At 61.7% G+C, this 21,077-nt stretch carries 1 protein-coding gene (only partly in view); it reads right to left on the bottom strand.

The window, feature by feature from the left end; translation table 11 throughout:
• A protein-coding gene (gene syrE, locus JOE34_RS18665) for a syringomycin E biosynthesis non-ribosomal peptide synthetase SyrE (RefSeq protein ID WP_209996425.1) crosses the window boundary here: on the bottom strand, window positions 1-21,077 show its 5' portion. It extends 7,288 nt beyond the left edge of the window; only the first 21,077 of its 28,365 coding nucleotides appear in the window; its start codon is at window positions 21,075-21,077; its stop codon lies beyond the left edge, outside the window.

Here is a 21,077-nt window from a genome sequence, read left to right as displayed (position 1 = left end):
CTGTCTGTCAGCAGGTAGCCGAGACGCTCGGTGGGGTAAGTCGGGTCCAGCGGTACGTAGGCCGCACCGGCCTTGAGCACGGCCAGCACCGCGCAGATCATCTGCGTGCCACGCTCTGCGAGGATCGCCACCCGGTCATCGGGACGTACGCCTTGGGCAAGCAGTTCATGGGCCAGACGGTTGGCTCGGCGATTGAGCGTCTGGTAACTCACCTCTTGCCCGCCAAAGACCAGCGCGATGTTTTGCGGATGGGCGGCGGCGAACTGTTCGAAGCGCTGATGCACCATCAGACCCGACGCGAATACCGCCTTGGGCTGCAGCAGCGCTGGCGAGGCCAGGCGCTGCGCCGGGCTGAGCAACGGCAGGCCGAGCACAGGTTGCGCGACATCCTCGACCATCGCTTCCAGCAGCGTATGGAAATGCTGGGCAAAACGCTCGACGGTGGCGCGATCGAAGAGATCGCTGGCGTATTCGATAACCCCGGTGAGGGTGCCGTTTTCGCTGCCCAGGATCAGCATCAGGTCGAACTGCGCGGTTTCATGGGCTTGTAACACGGGGTGCAGGCTAAGGCCCGGCAGCTTCAACTCGCCGCCGATGCTGGTGTTATCCAGCGACAGGGCGACCTGACACAGCGGGCTATGGCTCATCGAGCGTGGCGGCTGCAAGGCTTCGATCACTTGCTCGAACGGAATGTCCTGATGTTCATGGGCCGCCAGCGTGGTCTGGCGGACCTGCTCCAGCAGTTGCGCCACGCTGGGGTTCTGCGCCAGATCAATGCGCAGGGCCAGGGTGTTGACGAAGAAACCGATCAGGTTCTCGGTTTCGGTGCGGCCACGGTTGGCGCTCGGCACGCCTATCACTACATCGCGTTCGTTGCCCAGACGTGCCATAAGCACCGACCAGGCACTGAGCAGGCCCATGAACAGGGTGACGTTATGGGCCTGGCAGAAGCGCTCCAGACGCTGATAAAGCGTCGCATCGATCGTCACGGGCACCGCGCCGCCGCGGTAGCTTTGCAGCGCCGGACGCGGCCGGTCGGTGGGCAGCGACAGCAGCGTCGGCGCGCCACCCAGGTGCTCACGCCAGAAGTCGGCCTGCTCGGCAAGGCGCTCGCCGGTAAAGGTGCGGCGTTGCCAGGCGGCGTAGTCGGCGTACTGAATTGACAGGGCCGGTAACGGGTCAGGCTGATGCTGACTGAAGGCCTGGTAGAGAGCGACGAACTCGTTGATCAGCACACCCACCGACCAGCCGTCGGAGATGATGTGGTGCTGGGTGATCAGCAACATATGCTCATCATCCGCCAGGCGCAGCAGACGCCCGCGAATCAGCGGGCCCTGACGCAGGTCAAACGGTGCAGCGACCTCGCTGTCGGCGATGCGTGAAGCGCTGAGGCTGGCCTGTTCATAAGGCTGCGAGCGCAAGTCCTGCTCTGCCAGGGCGAAACCGCTGTCCGCCGCAGCGATGACCTGCACCGGATGTTCGCCGTGCAGCTCGAAGGTGGTGCGCAGGCTTTCATGACGTGCAACCAGACGGTCGAGCGCAGCCTTGAGCGCGCCGTGATCAAGCTCGCCGCGCAGCAGCAGCGACATCGGCATGTGGTAGGCGCCACTGGCACCAGGGTCGAGCCTGTCGAGGAACCACAGGCGCTGCTGGGAAAAGGACAGTGCCAGCGGCGCGTTACGCTCGATGGGTTCGATACTGTCGGTGTCGGCCGCTTGCAGGCCGTCGACCACTTTCGCCAGTTCGGCCACGGTCGGGTGATTGAACAGCTGACGCAGCGCCATGTCGCCGTTCAGTTGCTGACGCACACGGGAAACCAGTTGCGCAGCCAGCAGCGAGTGACCGCCAAGCTCGAAGAAGCCATCATGGCGACCCACTCGTTCAAGGCTCAGCAGCTCCTGGAATATGTCCGCCAAGGCCTGTTCGGTGGCACCCTCCGGCGCAACGTAAGTTCGCGCGGACATGGCGTTCAGGTCCGGTGCCGGCAGTGCTTTCTGGTCGACCTTGCCATTGAGCGTAAGCGGCAAGGTATCCAGGCGCATGAACACACTCGGCACCATGTACTCCGCTAAACCGGCACTCAATTGCGCACGCAGATCCTCTGGATCAGGTGCTTCAGCGTCTGCATGCACGGTGTAATAAGCCACCAGACGGGTGTCACCCGGGCTGGCTTCATGTGCCACCACCACGGAGTTGCGCACGCCGTCGCACAAGTGCAGGACGCTTTCGATTTCGCCAAGCTCGACGCGGAAGCCGCGTACCTTTACCTGCCCATCGTTACGCGCCAGGTATTCAAGGTTACCGTCCGGCAACCAGCGCGCCAGGTCGCCGGTGCGATAGAGTCTCGCGCCGGCCTGCTGGCTGAACGGGTCTTCGCTGAAACGTTCGGCGGTCAGTTCCGGGCGGTTCAGGTAGCCGAGTGCGACGCCTGTGCCACCGATGTAGATCTCGCCGACCACACCCATCGGCACCGGCTCGCGCCCGGCGTCAAGCACATAGACCCGCACGTTGGCATTAGGCTTGCCAATCGGCAGACTCAGGGTGTCAGGCAGTACATCGAAAATTTCGTAGCTGGTGGCACAGGTGGTGCCCTCGGTCGGGCCATAGCCGTTGAACAGGCGTACCTGAGCGGAGTGCTCCCGGACCCGACGGAACGAGGCCGGATCAGCGCGCTCGCCGCCACACATGATCATGCGCAGGCCTGCCAGGGCCTCGGGAATCAACCCGGCATACAGGTTGAAGAGGGCGGTCGAGCTGATCATGGCTGTTACACCATGGCGCTTCAGCAGGGCGGCGAAGGCCACCGGCTCAAGCAGCACCTGCGGCTCGATAATCACCGACTGGCCGCCATTGAGCAATGCACCCCAGATTTCCGGAGTGCTGGCGTCGAACGCCGGGTTGGACGAAAACGCCACACGGTCCTCGGCGGAGAAGTCGTAGTAGCCGTTGTCCTGAACCAGCCGAATAATGCCGTTGTGAGTCACGATCACGCCCTTGGGCACACCGGTGGAGCCAGAGGTGTAGATGATGCACGCGGGGGTTTCGCCTGCGATTTCATCTGCAAGCACGACTGGCCCCTGGTTCAGCGCCGACAGTTCCAGTGTGTCCAGATCCAGTCTTGGCGTCATGTCAGGTGCCGTCAGGTCGCTACGGCTCAGCAGCATGATGGCTTCGCTGTCCTCGAGCATGAAGCGCAGGCGCTCTTCGGGCGCCAGACGATCCAGCGCCAGATAAGCCGCGCCGCACTTGAGGGTGGCCAGCATGCTGGCCAGCAATTCCACCGACCGATCCAGCAGGATCGCCACCCGGGTTCCTGGCCCCACACCGTGTTTGCGCAGGTGCTGAGCCAAGGCATTGGCTCGGCTGTCGAGTTCGGCGTAGGTCAGCGTTTGCTCACTCTGGCGGACTGCAATTGCCTGCGGTGCAGCTTCGGCATGCGCCTCGAACAAGCGATGCATCAACTGACCGACAGGGTAGGCGCGCTCTGTGGCATTGATATCCTTCAGCAGGTACTCGCGCTCCGCAGTGTCGAGCAACGGCACCTGCTCCAGCACTTGCTGGTCATCGGCCACCATGGCCTCCAACAAACGCAGGAAGTAGCCTCGATAACGACGCATGGTGCTTTCGTCGAACAGCGCGGTGGCGTACTCCAGCGTGCCGATCAGTTGCCCGTCCACCTCGCCGATGTCCAGCGCCAGGTCGAATTTTGCCGTATCACCGGCCACTGCGACGCCTTGCAGGGTCATGTCGCCGAGCAGCAGAGCGGCGTCCTCGTTGTTTTGCCATGACAGCATTGCCTGAAAAATCGGGCTGTGAGACAGGCTGCGTTGTGGTCGAACCACTTCGACCACTTGTTCGAACGGCAGGTCCTGATTTGCCTGGGCAGCCAGAGTCTGCCGTTTGACTTGCTGCAGCAGCGTTTCGACGCTCGGGGCGCCCGAAAGGTCGACCCGCACAGCGAGGGTGTTGACGAAGAAGCCGATCAGGTTCTCCACCTCGGCGCTCATACGGTTGGCCACCGGCGTACCGATCACCACGTCGTCCTGACCGGACAGCCGTCCCAACAGCGCGGCCCAGGCGCCCATGACGGTCATGAACAGGCTGCTGCCATGGCGTTGGCTCAATGCCTTGAGGCCATGGGTCAAGTGTGTATCGAGCACCAGTTCCATCGTCCGCCCGCTGTAGTCCTGTTGCGCCGGACGTGGCCGATCGGTCGGCAGGGTCAGCAAGGCTGGTGCACCGGCCAGGGCTTGCTGCCAGTACTGACGCTGTTGTTGCAGCACGTCACCACTCAACCATTCACGTTGCCACAGTGCGTAGTCGACGTATTGCACTGGCAAGGCCGGCAATGGATCCTCCGCCCCCTGACTGAAGGCTGCATAGAGGGCGCCCAGCTCGCGGTTCAACACCCCGGTTGACCAGCCATCGGAGACGATGTGGTGCATGGTCACCAGCAACACATGGTCGTCATCGGCCATGCGCACCAGACGCCCGCGCACCAGCGGTCCATTGACGAGGTCGAAGTGCTCGCTGGCCTCTTGTGCTGCGATGGCAAGCAGCGTGTCTTCTGCATCGTTCTGCCCAGCCAGTACCTGCAGTTGCAGTCTGAAACCTGTTTCAGCGGCAGAGATACGCTGCTCTGCAGGCTGTCCCTGCTCTTGTACAAAGGTCGTGCGCAGTGCCTCATGGCGGGCCACGATACGGTCCAGCGCGCGTTGCAGCGACGCCTGATCAAGGCTGCCACGCATACGCAGTCCCGCCGGAATATGGTAAGCGGCGCTGCCACCTTCCAGTTGCGCAAGGAACCACAGGCGCTGCTGGGCAAACGACAGCGGTAACGCACCCGAACGTTGTGCAGGCGTAATCACCAGGCGAGCGTTGCCCTGCGTATTGGCAAGCAGCTCAGCGAACTGTCGCAGCACCGGTGCCGCGAAAAACGCCGACGGTGAAACCTCCAGATTCAACTGCTGACGGACCTGAGCCAGCACGCGCATGACCAGCAATGAATGACCGCCGAGCGCGAAAAAGTCATCATTGCGGCCGACCTGTGCGACGCCCAGCATATCGGCCCAGATTGCGGCGATTGCCGTCTCCAGCGGGCCATCGGCTGCTTCGAAATCCTGCTGATCGAAAGCGTCGGCATCCGGCTCGGGCAATGCTCTGCGATCCAGTTTGCCGTTGGCGCTCAGCGGCAATGCGGCCATGCGCACGAACGCTGCCGGGATCATGTATTCCGGCAGGTTGAGTTGCAGCTGCTGGCGCAGCGCGCGCGGGGTCAGGGTAGGGCCAGACTCTTCGCGAGTGGCATATTCCACAAAATACGCGATCAGTTTCGGCGTGCCGCCGCTGTCCTCGCGAATCACGACCAGGCTTTCGCGCACGCCCGCAACCTCGGCCAGGCGTGCTTCGATTTCGCCCAGCTCCAGACGCAGCCCGCGCTGCTTGGCCTGGGAGTCGTTGCGGCCGAGGAATTCGATATTGCCATCAGCCCGATAGCGAGCCATATCGCCGCTGCGATACAGCCGTTCGCCCGCCACGAAGGGGCTGTCCATGAAGCGTTCGGCGGTGAGTTGCGGCAAATTCAGATAACCGCGTGCAATACCTGCGCCGCCGATATACAGCTCGCCCGCGACACCCGGCGGAACCGGTTGGCCAAGCTCATCGAGCAGATAAATCCGCGTGTTGGCCAACGCGCGGCCAATCGGCAACACCCCGTCGACCTGGCTGTTTGCCTCGAACTCGAAACAGGTGCTGTCGATGCTGGCCTCAGTGACACCGTAGGCCTGGACGATCTGCACGTGATCGCCACAAAGCTTGCGCAGTTGCCGGGCGCTGTGCGCGGTCCAGATATCCGAACCACAGACCACGGTGCGCATGAACGACAGGTCGTGACCCGTCTCTTCCACCCAGCCCAGCAACGCGTTGAGCACGGCAGGCACGAAATCCGCAAAACCGATCGACTCTTCGCTCAACAGGCGGTAAAGCGCAGGAGGGTCCATCAAGGTCTCGCGTGGGCACAGCACCAGTGTGCCGCCGAAACCCAGTGAGCGGATCAGGTCGGCGCTGAACACATCGAAGGAAAACCCGGCCATCTGCAGATGATTGAGTGGCGCGTGTAACGCATACAATTTCTCCCACGCCGCGCTGACGGCGAGCAATCCGCGATGCTCGACCATTACGCCTTTCGGCACGCCGGTTGAGCCCGAGGTGTAGATCACATACGCCAGATTGTGCGCACCGAAGTTTTCCACCACCGGGTTATCGTCACGCTCGTTGAAGGTGTCGCGTTGATCTTCATCGAGCAGCACCAGTGGCAAGTCCAGCGTCGGCAGATGCGCCTGTACATCACGCTGGGTCAGCAGTGCCGACGGCGCACTGTCTTCGATCATGTAGGCCAGGCGCTCGGCAGGGTAGGCCCGGTCCAGTGGCAAATAAGCAGCACCGGCCTTGAGCACACCGAGCACGCCGATCAGCATTTCCACGCCACGCTCTACGCAGATCGCCACCCGATCATCCGGTTTGATGCCGAGGCTGATCAGATGGTGAGCGAGACGGTTTGCCTGACGGTTCAATTCCGCATAGCTCAAGCGCTGCGCCTCGAAAGCCAAGGCGATGGCGTTGGGCTGTGCCTGAACCCTTTCTTCGAACAGTTGATGAATCGTGAAGTCCTGCGGGTAGGGCGCCTCTGTTGCGTTGAGGCCCACCAGTAGATGTTCACGTTCGTCCACACCCAGCAAGTTAACGTGCTCCAGCACCTGTTGGTCGTCAGCGACCATGGCCTCCAGCACACGCTGGAAGTAGCCCAGATAGCGCCGCATGGTGCTCTCGTCGAACAACGCGGTGGCGTACTCCAGCGTGCCGACCAGTTGCTCATCCACCTCGGCCATGTCCAGCGTCAGGTCGAATTGGGCCGTATCAGCGGCCAATTCGATGCTTTTCAGAGTCATGTCGCCGAGCGTCAGATCAGACGCCTCGTTATTCTCCCACGACAGCATGGCCTGAAAAATCGGGCTGTGGGACAGACTGCGTAGCGGATTGATGACTTCCACGACTTGTTCGAACGGCAAGTCCTGATGCGCCTGGGCATCGAGAGTCTGCTGCTTGACCCGCGCCAGCAGCGTCTCTGCCGTAGGCTTGTCACTGAGGTCAACGCGGATGGCCAGGGTGTTGACGAACAGACCCACCAGCCCTTCGACTTCACTGCGTGTACGATTGGCCACAGGCGTACCAATGACCACATCGTCCTGACCCGCCAGGCGTCCCAGCAGGCCGGCCCACGCGGCCATGACCGTCATGAACAGGGTGCTGCCGCGGCGTTGGCTCAATGCCTTGAGACCTCGGGTAAGGTCTTTGTCGAAAACGACGGGCAGTGCTGCACCGGCATAGTCCTGCAGCGCCGGACGCGCACGGTCGGTGGGCAACATCAACAACGCCGGAGCATCTGCCAGGGTTTGCTGCCAGAAATTGCTTTGCTGTTGCAGCAGATCGCCACTCAGCCAGCGACGTTGCCACACCGCGTAGTCCAGGTATTGCAGGTCCAGCGGCGCCAGCGGGTCGTCCTGGTCCTGACTGAATGCCGCATACAGCGCGGACAATTCGCGGGTCAGCACACCAACCGACCAGCCATCGGAAACGATATGGTGCAGGGTCAGCAACAATACGTGATGGTCCTCGGCCATACGAATCAGGCGGCCACGAATCAACGGGCCCTGTTGCAGATCGAAGCTTTGCAGCGACTCTTCGCTGGCCAGTGCCTGAAGTTTTTTCTCGGCATCCGCCAACCCTTGCAGGTCGTGCACTTGCAGGTTGAAACCGGTGTCCGCCGGGCTGATGCGTTGCACCGGCTGTCCGTCATCGCCCTGCATGAACGTGGTGCGTAAACCTTCGTGGCGCGCCACGATACGCTCCAACGCCCGTTGCAATGCCTTTAGATCCAGTTTGCCATGCAGGCTCAGGCCGGCAGGTATGTGGTAGGCCGCGCTGGCGCCTTCCATCTGGGCGAGAAACCACAGACGTTGCTGGCCGAATGACAACGGCCACGCCTGATCGCGTGCCACCGGCACGATGTCCGGCAAGTCGCTGCGTCCGGCCTGAGCGATGGCCGCGGCCAGGGTACTCAGTTCGGGATGGGCGAACAGCGCGGCCAGACCAAGTTCGACGCCCAATTGATGGCGCACCTGGGAAATCAGGCGCATCGCCAGCAAGGAGTGGCCGCCCAGTTCGAAGAACTGGTCATGACGGCCCACCTGTTCCAGATCGAGCAGGTTTTGCCAGATCTGCGCCAGCGCAATCTCGGTAGCACCTTGCGGCTCCACGTGTTCGCGACTGGCAAAAGCATCGTCCGCCGGAACCGGCAAGGCCTTGCGGTCAAGCTTGCGGTTCGGCGTCAACGGCAGTTCATCAAGCAGCACGAACGCGCTCGGCAGCATGTACTCGGCCAGTTGCGGTGCCAGTTCGGCACGCAGTTCAGCGGCTGTAAGCTGGCTTTGCGGCTGGGCAACCACATAGGCCACCAGGCGCTTGTCTCCCGGATTATCTTCCCGAGCGACCACCACCGCTTCCTTGACCCCTTTGCAATTACCCAGGCGGGCTTCGATTTCGCCCAGCTCGATACGGAAGCCGCGAACCTTGACCTGGAAGTCGTTACGACCCAGGTACTCGATACGGCCGTCGACCATGTAGCGCGCCAGATCGCCGGTTTTGTACATCCTGGCATCAGGGCTGTTGCTGAAAGGATCCGCGAGGAAGCGCTCGGCGTTGACCTCTTCAAGGTTCAGGTAACCGCGTGCCACGCCGTCGCCGCCAATGTAGATTTCACCGGCCACGCCGTATGGCACCGGCTGCTGGTGGGCATCAAGCAGGTAGATGCGCGTGTTGGCCATCGGTTTGCCGATGGTCGCATTACCACTGCCTTCGCTGCCGGCCGCAGCGTCGTGGCTGACGTAGGCCGCAGTGCAGGACACCGTCGCTTCGGTTGGCCCATAAGTATTGATCAGACGCGTGTGCGCCGGGCGCATCTCGTCCCAGAGTTTGAGCTTCTGTGCCGACAGCGCATCGCCAGTCACGTTGATCAGACGCACATGCTGCAGACGTTGCTCAGCGATCTGCGGCTGTTTGTGCCATTCGGCCACCAGCGTATGCCAGTGCGCAGTGGTCAGGTGCAGGACGGTCGGATGAAAACCGTAATCTTCAGTCCCTTCGCTGCCGAAGATCTCGCGGCTTGGCGTCAGGGTGGCCCCGGCCAAGAGTGCCGGGAAGATTTCTTCCACCGAGAGGTCGAAGTTCAGGGTGTTTTGTTGCAGCACCGTGTCGCTCTGGGACAGGCCAAACAGTCGTGCCGCATCGACGCTGTAGTTGACCAGACCGCGGTGTTCGATCATCACGCCCTTGGGATTGCCGGTGGAACCGGAGGTGTAGATCACATACGCCAGGTTGCGCACGCCGAGGGTCGGTACGACCGGGTTGTCGTCACGCTCGGTAAAGGTTTTGCGCTGATCATCGTCGAGCAGCACCAGTGGCAAGGTGAGGGTCGGCAGATATTCCTGCAAGTGACGCTGTGTCAGCAACGCCGACGGCGTACTGTCCTCGATCATGTAGGCCAGGCGCTCGGCCGGGTAGGCCGGGTCAAGAGGTACATAAGCAGCACCGGCCTTGAGCACACCGAGCAGGCCGACCATCATTTCCACACCGCGCTCGACGCAGAGCGCCACGCGATCATCAGGGCCGATGCCCAGGCCGATCAGGTGATGAGCCAGACGGTTGGCCTGACGGTTTAGTTCGGCATAGCTCAAGCGCTGCCCCTGGAACGCCACGGCGATGGCACCGCGTTGCGTGCGTACCTGGGCTTCAAACAGGTGCTGAATGCACAGCTCCGTCGGGTAGTCCTGGCGGGTCTGGTTGAAGGTCTCCAGCAGCAGGTTGCGCTCGGCGGCGGGCAGCACATCCAGCTGAGTAACGTCCATCTGTGGTGTGTGCGCCAGCGCGTCGGTCAATTGCTCCAGCGCGCACTGCATCATGGCGCACAGGCGTTGCGGATCCGCAGGTTGCATGCTGTGTATTATCAGGTCGAGCTCACTGCCGTAATCGTTGACCGACAAGCACAGCGGATAGTTGGTCCGCTCGGTGCCGTCAAGCAGGCGCATTCCCGGCCATTGCAACCGGCTGTCCTGGCTCTGGTGCCGGTAGTTGAGCAGGCTGGAGAACAATGGCGCCCCCGTGGCCACGCTACTGCAACGCTGGGCCAGGGCCAATGATGCCTGCTCGTGGCTCAGTAACTCGCTGAGATCACGGTGGGTGGCCATGACCAGTTCCTGGGCGCCTTGCGTGGCCAGTTGCACGCGAACCGGCAAGGTGTTCATGAACATGCCCATGGCCCGCTCGGCGCCGACCGTACCTTGCAGGCGGCCGGTGACCACCGTACCGAACACCACATCATCGCGACCGGTACAACGGGCCAGCACCTGCGCCCAGGCGACATGGAACAGAACCGCCGGGGACATACCGCGCTCCCGGGCCTGAGTCCGGATACGTGCGCAGAGTTCACCGTTCAATGCCAGTTCGGCCTCTATGACGTCATTGCCGTCGCCCTGAACTTCCAGCAGTTCGAACGGAGCGGTGGGTGAATCAACATCCGCCAGACGGCGTGCAAAATAGGCTTCGTGGGCACTTGAAGGGCTGGCGAGGGTCTGTGCGACAAAATCCCGATAAGGCTGCGCTGGCAGCAGGTCTGCGCTCTGGCCTCGCATCAGCAGGCGAATTTCTTCGAGTATGAGTTCCACGGTGACGTGGTCGCTGATCATGTGGTGATCAATCAGCGCCAGTAACCAACGTTCCGAGTTCGGGTCGCCAGCGATGTAGGCCAGTAGTAGCGGTGCCTGTCGCAGGTCCAGGCGCATACGACCTGGATCACTCAGACGATCCAGCTGACTGAGTGCGTCTTCATCCGGCGTCAGGGTGAGGGTATGGACCGGCAATTGCGCCTGGCGGTGCACCACTTGCACCGCTTGCGGCAGGCCGATCCAATGCACCGAGCTGCGCAGGATGTCATGGCGGTCGATTACCGTTTGCAGGCCCTCAAGAAAGGCGTCAAGACGCGCACGGCTGTCGAACTCGATCATCGAGCGCATCAAGTAGGCATCGCGCTCACGATTCAGCAGGTAATGGAACAGGATGCCGTCCTGAAGCGGTGCCAGCGGGTAGATGTCCTGGATATTGGCGGCGCCGCCGGGAACGGCGGAGGTGATCAGTTCAATCTGAGCGCCGCTCAGTTCCACCAGCGGCAACATGTCTGGCGTCAATTGCGTGCAATGAGCCGGAATGCGGTTGGCGGGTACCTGGAACAGAACGTGTTTGTCCTGGCTGATGGCCAGGGCCATTTCACGCACGCTGGGCGCAGTGAATACAGTCTTTACGTTGAGATTCAACCCCTGCTTGCGCAGACGCTCGATCAGAGAGACGGCCAGCAGTGAGTGGCCACCGAGTTCGAAGAAATGGTCGTGACGCCCGACCTGCTCGACGCCCAGCAGGTCTTGCCAGATAGCCACAATCTGCGTTTCGGTTTCGCCTTGCGGTGCTTCGTAGCCACGGCTGATCAGCGCATCAACGTCCGGGGCTGGCAAGGCATTGCGATCCAGCTTGCGATTCGGCGTCAACGGCAGTTCATCAAGCAGCACGAACGCGCTTGGCAGCATGTACTCGGCCAGTTGCGGTGCCACTTCGGCACGCAGTTCAGCGGCTGTAAGCTGGCTTTGCGGCTGGGCAACCACATAGGCCACCAGGCGCTTGTCTCCCGGATTATCTTCCCGAGCGACCACCACCGCTTCCTTGACCCCTTTGCAATTACCCAGGCGGGCTTCGATTTCGCCCAGTTCGATGCGGAAGCCGCGAACCTTGACCTGGAAGTCGTTACGACCCAGGTACTCGATACGGCCGTCGACCATGTAGCGCGCCAGATCGCCGGTTTTGTACATCCTGGCATCAGGGCTGTTGCTGAAAGGATCCGCGAGGAAGCGCTCGGCGTTGACCTCTTCAAGGTTCAGATAACCGCGTGCCACGCCGTCGCCGCCAATGTAGATTTCACCGGCCACGCCATACGGCACTGGCTGCTGGTGAGCGTCAAGCAGGTAGATACGCGTGTTGGCCATCGGTTTGCCGATGGTCGCATTACCACTGCCTTCGCTGCCGGCCGCAGCGTCGTGGCTGACGTAGGCCGCAGTGCAGGACACCGTCGCTTCGGTTGGCCCATAAGTATTGATCAGACGCGTGTGCGCCGGGCGCATCTCGTCCCAGAGTTTGAGCTTCTGTGCCGACAGCGCATCGCCAGTCACGTTGATCAGACGCACATGCTGCAGACGTTGCTCAGCGACCTGCGGCTGTTTGTGCCATTCGGCCACCAGCGTATGCCAGTGCGCAGTGGTCAGGTGCAGGACGGTCGGATGAATGCCGTAATCTTCAGTCCCTTCGCTGCCGAAGATCTCGCGGCTTGGCGTCAGGGTGGCCCCGGCCAAGAGTGCCGGGAAGATTTCTTCCACCGAGAGGTCGAAGTTCAGGGTGTTTTGTTGCAGCACCGTGTCGCTCTGGGACAGGCCAAACAGTCGTGCCGCATCGACGCTGTAGTTGACCAGACCGCGGTGTTCGATCATCACGCCCTTGGGATTGCCGGTGGAACCGGAGGTGTAGATCACATACGCCAGGTTGCGCACGCCGAGGGTCGGTACGACCGGGTTGTCGTCACGCTCGGTAAAGGTTTTGCGCTGATCATCGTCGAGCAGCACCAGTGGCAAGGTGAGGGTCGGCAGATATTCCTGCAAGTGACGCTGTGTCAGCAACGCCGACGGCGTACTGTCCTCGATCATGTAGGCCAGGCGCTCGGCCGGGTAGGCCGGGTCAAGAGGTACATAAGCAGCACCGGCCTTGAGCACACCGAGCAGGCCGACCATCATTTCCACACCGCGCTCGACGCAGAGCGCCACGCGATCATCAGGGCCGATGCCCAGGCCGATCAGGTGATGAGCCAGACGGTTGGCCTGACGGTTTAGTTCGGCATAGCTCAAGCGCTGCCCCTGGAACGCCACGGCGATGGCACCGCGTTGCGTGCGTACCTGGGCTTCAAACAGGTGCTGAATGCACAGCTCCGTCGGGTAGTCCTGGCGGGTCTGGTTGAAGGTCTCCAGCAGCAGGTTGCGCTCGGCGGCGGGCAGCACATCCAGCTGAGTAACGTCCATCTGTGGTGTGTGCGCCAGCGCGTCGGTCAATTGCTCCAGCGCGCACTGCATCATGGCGCACAGGCGTTGCGGATCCGCAGGTTGCACGCTGTGTATCAACAGGCCCAGGTCACTGCCGTAATCATTGACCGACAAGCACAACGGGTAGTTTGTGCGCTCGGAGCTGTCGAGCAGGCGCAGGCCCGGCCATTGCAACTGGCTGTCCTGGCTCTGGTGCCGGTAGTTGAGCAGGCTGGAGAACAATGGCGCCCCCGTGGCCACGCTACTGCAACGCTGGGCCAGGGCCAATGATGCCTGCTCGTGGCTCAGTAACTCGCTGAGATCACGGTGGGTGGCCATGACCAGTTCCTGGGCGCCTTGCGTGGCCAGTTGCACGCGAACCGGCAAGGTGTTCATGAACATGCCCATGGCCCGCTCGGCGCCGACCGTACCTTGCAGGCGGCCGGTGACCACCGTACCGAACACCACATCATCGCGACCGGTACAACGGGCCAGCACCTGCGCCCAGGCGACATGGAACAGAACCGCCGGGGACATACCGCGCTCCCGGGCCTGAGTCCGGATACGTGCGCAGAGTTCACCGTTCAATGCCAGTTCGGCCTCTATGACGTCATTGCCGTCGCCCTGAACTTCCAGCAGTTCGAACGGAGCGGTGGGTGAATCAACATCCGCCAGACGGCGTGCAAAATAGGCTTCGTGGGCACTTGAAGGGCTGGCGAGGGTCTGTGCGACAAACTCCCGATAAGGCTGCGCTGGCAGCAGGTCTGCGCTCTTGCCTCGCATCAGCAGGCGAATTTCTTCGAGTATGAGTTCCAGAGTGACGTGGTCGCTGATCATGTGGTGATCAATCAGCGCCAGTAGCCAACGATCCGAGTTCGGGTCACCAGCAATGTAGGCCAGTAGTAGCGGTGCCTGTTGCAGGTCCATGCGCAGACGACCTGGATCACTTAGACGATTCACCTGGCTGAGTGCGTCTTCATCCGGCGTCAGGGTGAGGGTATGGACCGGCAATTGCGCCTGGCGGTGCACCACTTGCACCGCTTGCGGCAGGCCGACCCAATGCACCGAACTGCGCAGGACATCATGGCGGTCGATAACCGTCTGCAGCGCCTCAAGAAAGGCGTCAAGACGCGCACGGTTGTCGAACTCGATCGTCGAGCGCACCAGATAGGCGTCGCGTTCACGATTGAGCAGGTAATGGAACAGGATGCCTTCCTGAAGCGGTATCAGCGGGTAGATGTCCTGAACATTGGCGGCTCCACCGGGAACGGCGGAGGTGATCAGCTCAATCTCATCGACGCTTAGTTTCACCAACGGCAGCATGTCTGGCGTCAATTGCGTGCAGTCGGCCGGGATGCGGTTAGCCGGAGCCTGGAACAGGACTTGTTTGTCCTGGCTGATGGCCAGGGCCATTTCACGCACGCTGGGCGCAGTGAATACGGTATTTACGTTGAGATTCAACCCCTGCTTGCGCAGCCGGTCGATCAGAGAGACGGCCAGCAGTGAGTGGCCACCGAGTTCGAAGAAATGGTCGTGGCGCCCGACCTGCTCGACGCCCAGCAGGTCTTGCCAGATAACCGCGATCACCTCCTCGATTTCGCCTTGTGGCGCTTCGTAGCCACGGCTGATCAGCGCATCACCGTCCGGTGCCGGCAGCGCCTTGCGATCCAGCTTGCCGTTCGGCGTCAGCGGCATTGAGTCGAGCAGCACATAGGCCATCGGGATCATGTAGGCCGGCAGTTGTTCCTGCAGCCAACCGCGCAGGCTGTCGATGTCTACCGAAGCATGCTCTGCGATCAGGGTGTAATAAGCCACCAGGCGTTTATCGCCCGGTACATCTTCACGAGCAGTGACTACCGCCTCATGGACTGCCGGGTGTTTGGCCAGCGCGGCCTCGATTTCGCCGATTTCGATACGCAAGCCACGGATCTTGACCTGAAAGTCGTTGCGGCCCAGGTATTCCAGCGCGCCATTGGCCAGCCAGCGACCCATGTCGCCGGTTTTGTACAGGCGTGCCTGTGGGTCGCTGGAAAACGGGTCGGCGATGAAACGCTCGGCACTCAGCTGTGGCTGGTTCAGGTAACCCCGCGCCACGCCGATACCGCCGATGTGCAGTTCACCGGCCACGCCCATTGGTTGCAGCTGGCCCAAGGCATCGAGTACGTGCATCTGAATGTTGGCAATCGGACGGCCGATGGGCACGCTGTCGCCCGGATCCGTCGGACGGCATTCCCAGGCGGTAACGTCGATGGCCGCTTCGGTCGGGCCGTAGAGGTTGTGCAGTTCAACGCCCTTCAGGTGTTGCTCGAAGCGGCGCTGCAACGCACGCGGCAAGGCCTCGCCGCTGCACAGCACGCGGCGCAGTTGCGGGAAGTCGCGGGTCGAGCGGTGTTCCAGAAACACATCGAGCATCGAGGGCACAAAGTGCAGCAGGGTAATGCCCGCGTCACTCATTATCTGCGCCAGGTAGTCAGGATCCTGATGGCCACCGGGACGGGCCATGACCAGCTCGGCACCGGCCAGCAGTGGCAGGAAAAACTCCCACACAGACACGTCGAAACCGAACGGGGTCTTTTGCAGCACGCGATCCTGACTGTTGACCTGATAGGCATCGCGGGCCCAGAGCAGGCGGTTGACCACGCCCAGGTGTTCGTTCATCACGCCTTTGGGCGTGCCGGTAGAACCCGAGGTGTACAGCACGTAGGCCAGGTGATTCGGCTGCAGGCCCAGGGCCTTGGCATCCGGGTTGCCGGTCGGCTGCCTGGTCAGTTGCGCGCTGTCATCGCGGTCATCGAGCACCAGCACCGGAAGGTCCAGAGCCGGCAGGTTGTCGCTCAGGTCCTGAGTGGTCAGCACCGCCTGCGGCGAGCTGTCCTCGAGCATATAAGTCTGGCGGGCGCTAGGCAGGTCAGGGTCGATCGGCACGTAGGCGCCACCGGCCTTGAGGGTACCCAAGAGCGCCACGACCATTTCCGCGCCGCGACGCAGGCTGACCGCGACCCGCGTATCCGGCTTCACACCCAGCTCTATAAGGCGATGGGCGAGCTGGTTGGCCTGTTGGTTGAGTTCGGCGTAAGTGAGCAACGGCCCGCTGTCGCCGCGTACGGCGCAGGCATCCGGACGCTGGGCGGCCTGTTGTTCGATCAATTGGTGGATCAGTACGTCGCGCGGATAAGGGTGGGCAGTGTCATTAAACCCCGCCAGTAATAGCTCGCGCTCATCGTCCGGCAATATCGGCAGGCTGTTCAGCGCTGCTTGCGGCGTGTGTTCCAGCGCTTGCACCAGGCTGCGCAGTGCAACCTGCATGTACTCGCCGATGCGCTGGGCATTGATTTGCTGGACGGCCTGAACGGTGAGCGTAAAAGCATCGCCCAGGTCATCGACATTCAGGGTCAACGGGTAGTTGGTATGGTCTTCGGTGCCGAAGGACTCGATCCCACCCCAGGCGCTGGCAGCTTCTGCTGAAACATCGCTCACAGCATCGTGCCGGTAGTTGAGCAATGCACTGAATAGCGGCGTCGGAGCGGCCACGCCGCTGCAACGCTGGGCGAGCACCAGCGGAGCATGCTCATGCCCCAGCAAAGCCGTCAACCGCTCGTGGGTTGCCTTCAATCCGTCGGCCACTGTCGTCGCGCCGATATCGACGCGCAGCGGCAAGGTGTTGATAAACATGCCCAACGCACGGTCGGCGCCATCACCGGCCTGCATCCGGCCCAGCAGTACCGTGCCGAACACCACCTGTTCGCAGGCCGAGACATTGCCCAGCACCCGCGCCCAGGCCAAATGCATCAGGCTCGCGACGCTGACGCCTGCCTGTCGAGCCTGAGCCCGCAAACGCAGGTTCAGTTCGGCCGCCAGGGTCACGCTGGCCTCTTCGAGGTTGCGGCCACGGTCCTGCACATCCTGCACATCCTGCAAACCGAACGGCAGCGTCGGCTCGTCGATGTCGCCGAGCATGTCGCGGAAGAACGCTTCGTGCTGTGCCTCGCTGACACCCAGGCGAGCCTGGGCGACATAGTTGCGATATGGCACTGTCTCACCCAGGTCATTGCCCTGACCGAGCAGATGCGCCTGAATTTCATGCAGTACCACGGACAGGGAAGTGGCGTCGCTGACCAGGTGATGGGACAGCAGCATCGCCAGCCAGCGGTCGTTGACCGGGTCATGGCTAAAGACAATGCGCATCAATGGCGCGTTACGCACATCGAGGCGGTAATGCCGGCGGTCGAAGCGCTGGTGTAATTGCTCGTCAACCGGGCCGTCTGCAGGGTCGAGGAACAACTCGATGACTTGCAGTTCAGCTTGACGCAGCACGACTTGCACAGGTTCATCGAGATCCTCCCACAGCACCGCGGTGCGCAGGATATCGTGGCGGTTTATCACACCTTGCAAAGCACCGCTGAAATCGTCCAGTCGCGCCCGGTCAGATAGCGCGAACAGTGCTTTCAGGGTGTAGGGGTCGCCCTGTTCGGCACTGATATGGTGGTAAAGAATCCCCGCCTGCAACGGTGCCAGCGGGTAGATGTCCTGCACGTTGGCAACACCACCGGGCATGTCCTTCACCACGTGGTCGATCTGCGCCTGAGAGAGGTTGATCAGCGGCAACATCTGCGGGGTGATACGGTCGCAACGTTCGGGAATAAGATTGGCCGGCACCACGACTTCCGAGCCACCACCGGCAGCTGCCGCCAGTGCCGCCACGGTTGGCTGGCCGAACAGCACATGCACATTGGCACTCAGGCCGACCTGGCGCATGCGTTCGATCAATTTCACCGCCAGCAGTGAGTGGCCACCCAGTTCGAAGAAATGGTCATGGCGACCCACCTGTTCAACCTTGAGCACGTCGGCCCAGATCGACGCCAGCAGGGTTTCCACTTCGCCTTGCGGCGCTTCGTAACCACGGCTGATAAGCGCCTGTGCATCCGGTGCTGGCAGCGCCTTGCGATCGAGCTTGCCATTCGGCGTCAGTGGCATCGCCTCAAGCAGTACATAAATGGCCGGAACCATGTATTCCGGCAACTGTTGCTGCAGGTGACCGCGCAAGGTTTCGATATCGACAGCAGTGTGCTCGGCAGACTGCGTGTAGTAAGCCACCAGACGTTGGTCGCCGGGTATGTCTTCGCGAGCGGTGACCACCGCTTCATGGACCGCCGGGTGTTTGGCCAGGGTGGCCTCGATTTCGCCGATTTCGATACGCAAACCGCGGATCTTCACCTGAAAGTCATTGCGGCCCAGGTACTCCAGCGCGCCATTGGCCAGCCAGCGACCCACATCGCCGGTTTTGTACAGGCGTGCCTGCGGGTCTTCGGAAAACGGATCGGCGATGAAACGCTCGGCACTCAGCTGCGGCTGGTTCAGGTAACCCCGCGCCACGCCGATGCCGCCAATGTGCAGCTCGCCCGCCACGCCCAGCGGTTGCAACTGGCCCAAGGCATCGAGTACGTGCATCTGAATATTGGCAATCGGGCGGCCAATAGGCACGCTTTCGCCCGGATCCGTCGGACGGCATTCCCAGGCAGTAACGTCGATGGCCGCTTCGGTCGGGCCATACAGGTTATGCAGTTCAACGCCCTTGAGCTGTTGCTCGAAGCGGCGCTGCAACGCACGCGCCAAGGCCTCGCCACTGCACAGCACGCGGCGCAGTTGCGGGAAGTCGCGGGTTGAGCGGTGTTCCAGAAACACATCGAGCATCGAAGGTACAAAGTGCAGCAGGGTGATGCCCGCGTCACTCATCACTTGAGCCAGATACTCCGGATCCTGATGGCCACCGGGACGAGCCATGACCAGCTCGGCCCCGGCCAGCAGTGGCAGGAAAAACTCCCAGACCGACACGTCGAAACCGAACGGGGTTTTTTGCAGCACGCGATCCTGACTGTTGACCTGATAGGCGTCGCGGGCCCATAGCAGGCGGTTGACTACGCCCAGGTGTTCGTTCATCACGCCTTTGGGCTGCCCGGTGGAACCCGAGGTGTAGAGCACGTAGGCCAGATGGTTCGGCTGCAGGCCCAGGGCCTTGGCATCCGGGTTGCCGGTCGGCTGCCTGGCCAGTTGCGCGCTGTCATCGTGGCTATCAAGCACCAGCACCGGAAGGTCCAGGGCCGGCAGGTTGTCGCTCAGGTCCTGAGTGGTCAGCACTGCCTGCGGCGAGCTGTCCTCGAGCATATAAGTCTGGCGGGCGCTGGGCAGGTCAGGGTCGATCGGCACGTAGGCGCCACCGGCCTTGAGAATACCCAAGAGCGCCACGACCATTTCCGGTCCGCGACGCAGGCTGACTGCGACCCGCGTATCCGGCTTCACACCCAGCTCTATCAGGCGATGGGCGAGCTGGTTGGCCTGTTGATTGAGTTCGGCGTAAGTGAGCAACGGCCCGCTGTCGCCGCGTACGGCGCAGGCATCCGGACGCTGGGCGGCCTGTTGTTCGATCAGTTGGTGGATAACGACATCGCGGGGATAGGCGAGGGCGGTTTCGTTGAAAGCTGACAGTTGCTGATGCTCGGTTTCGCTCATCAGCGGGAAGTGCGCCAAAGGCGTGTCGTGCTGATTCAGCACTGCTTCAAGCATGGCGAAAATGCGCTGCTGTACGCGCTGCGCTTCCTCTAAGGTGAAATAAGCCGTGTTGAAATTGAAATCCAGGTGGATGTCTTCAGAGGGATGGTAATCGCGTACGAAGATCGCCATGGGCGTCTGCTCGTAACCATTGTCCAGCATCAGCACCCGTGCCGGGTCCTCGCAGCCGAACGTGACGTCACCATCGAAGCTTTCGAACGAAAGTGAAACATCGAACAGCTGGTGGCGTCCGTTTTGCGCCAGCCGCAGGCTGCGATTGAGTTCGGCAATCGGGAAACGCTGGTGGCGGTAAGTGCGACGTAGTTGCGTGCCGATGTTATTCATCAGGTCGACCAGCGTTTCATGCGGATCGAAGCCCACGCGAATCGGGCTGATAGACGAAAACATACCGATGGTGGCTTTCTGACGAGCATTGGTACGGTTATGCACCGGCATGCCGACAACGATCTCATCGACGCCCGCGGTGCGGCAGAAATAGGTGCTGATCACTCCGACCAGTACATGAGCCACGGACAGGTTGCATTCGCCGGCAAACTGAGTCAGCGCGTTGTAAAGCGCGCGGGGCAACATGGCTTGAACCTGGTCACTGGGGGCTGGGCCGTTGGTTACGCCTGCCTTGAAATCTGCTCTGCGTTGCAGCAGAACCGGCGGCAGTTGGGCGTAGGCCTGCTCCCAGAACAGTCGATCACGCTCGTAGCGAGAAGACGTCATATAGGCCTTGTCTTCTTCAAGGAACGAGAGGTAAGAAGGCCCCTCGGCCAGCGTTTGCTTGCCTTCCAGCAAGCCTGAGTAGGCATCGCTTACGGTGTGCGCTATCAGCACTGCACCGATGCCGTCGGCGACCAGGTGGTGCAAGCGATTGAACCAGTAATAGAGTTGCGGCCCGCAACGAACCAGACGCGACTCCCAGAGTTGTCCGGTCATTGACTCAAAGGGTTGGCGGAAGGACTCGCGCAGATGCGCAATGGCCTGCTCGGCGTCGCCGTCGACGTCAGGCAAGTCGGTCACTTCAAGCGTGAACGGCGCCTTGGACAGAACCCGCTGGCCGCCCATGCCCCTTTCGTGGCTGAAACTCAGACGCAGCGCGTCATGGCCGTCGACGACCATCTGGATGGCTTTCTCGAACAGCGCAATATCGATGTCGCCCTTGATCTCCAGAGTCATGCCGATGTTGTAATAAGGCAGGTGCGGATAGGCGAGCTGATCAAGCCAGATACCTTGCTGAACCGAAGCCAGCGGAAGGAGCTCTTGTCCTTGCGTGCACAGATTGTCGATCAACGAATTCAT

This window comes from Pseudomonas sp. PvP028 (assembly GCF_017832255.1).
Classification (GTDB): domain Bacteria; phylum Pseudomonadota; class Gammaproteobacteria; order Pseudomonadales; family Pseudomonadaceae; genus Aquipseudomonas; species Aquipseudomonas syringae.
This window is presented reverse-complemented; position numbering and strand designations above follow the sequence as displayed.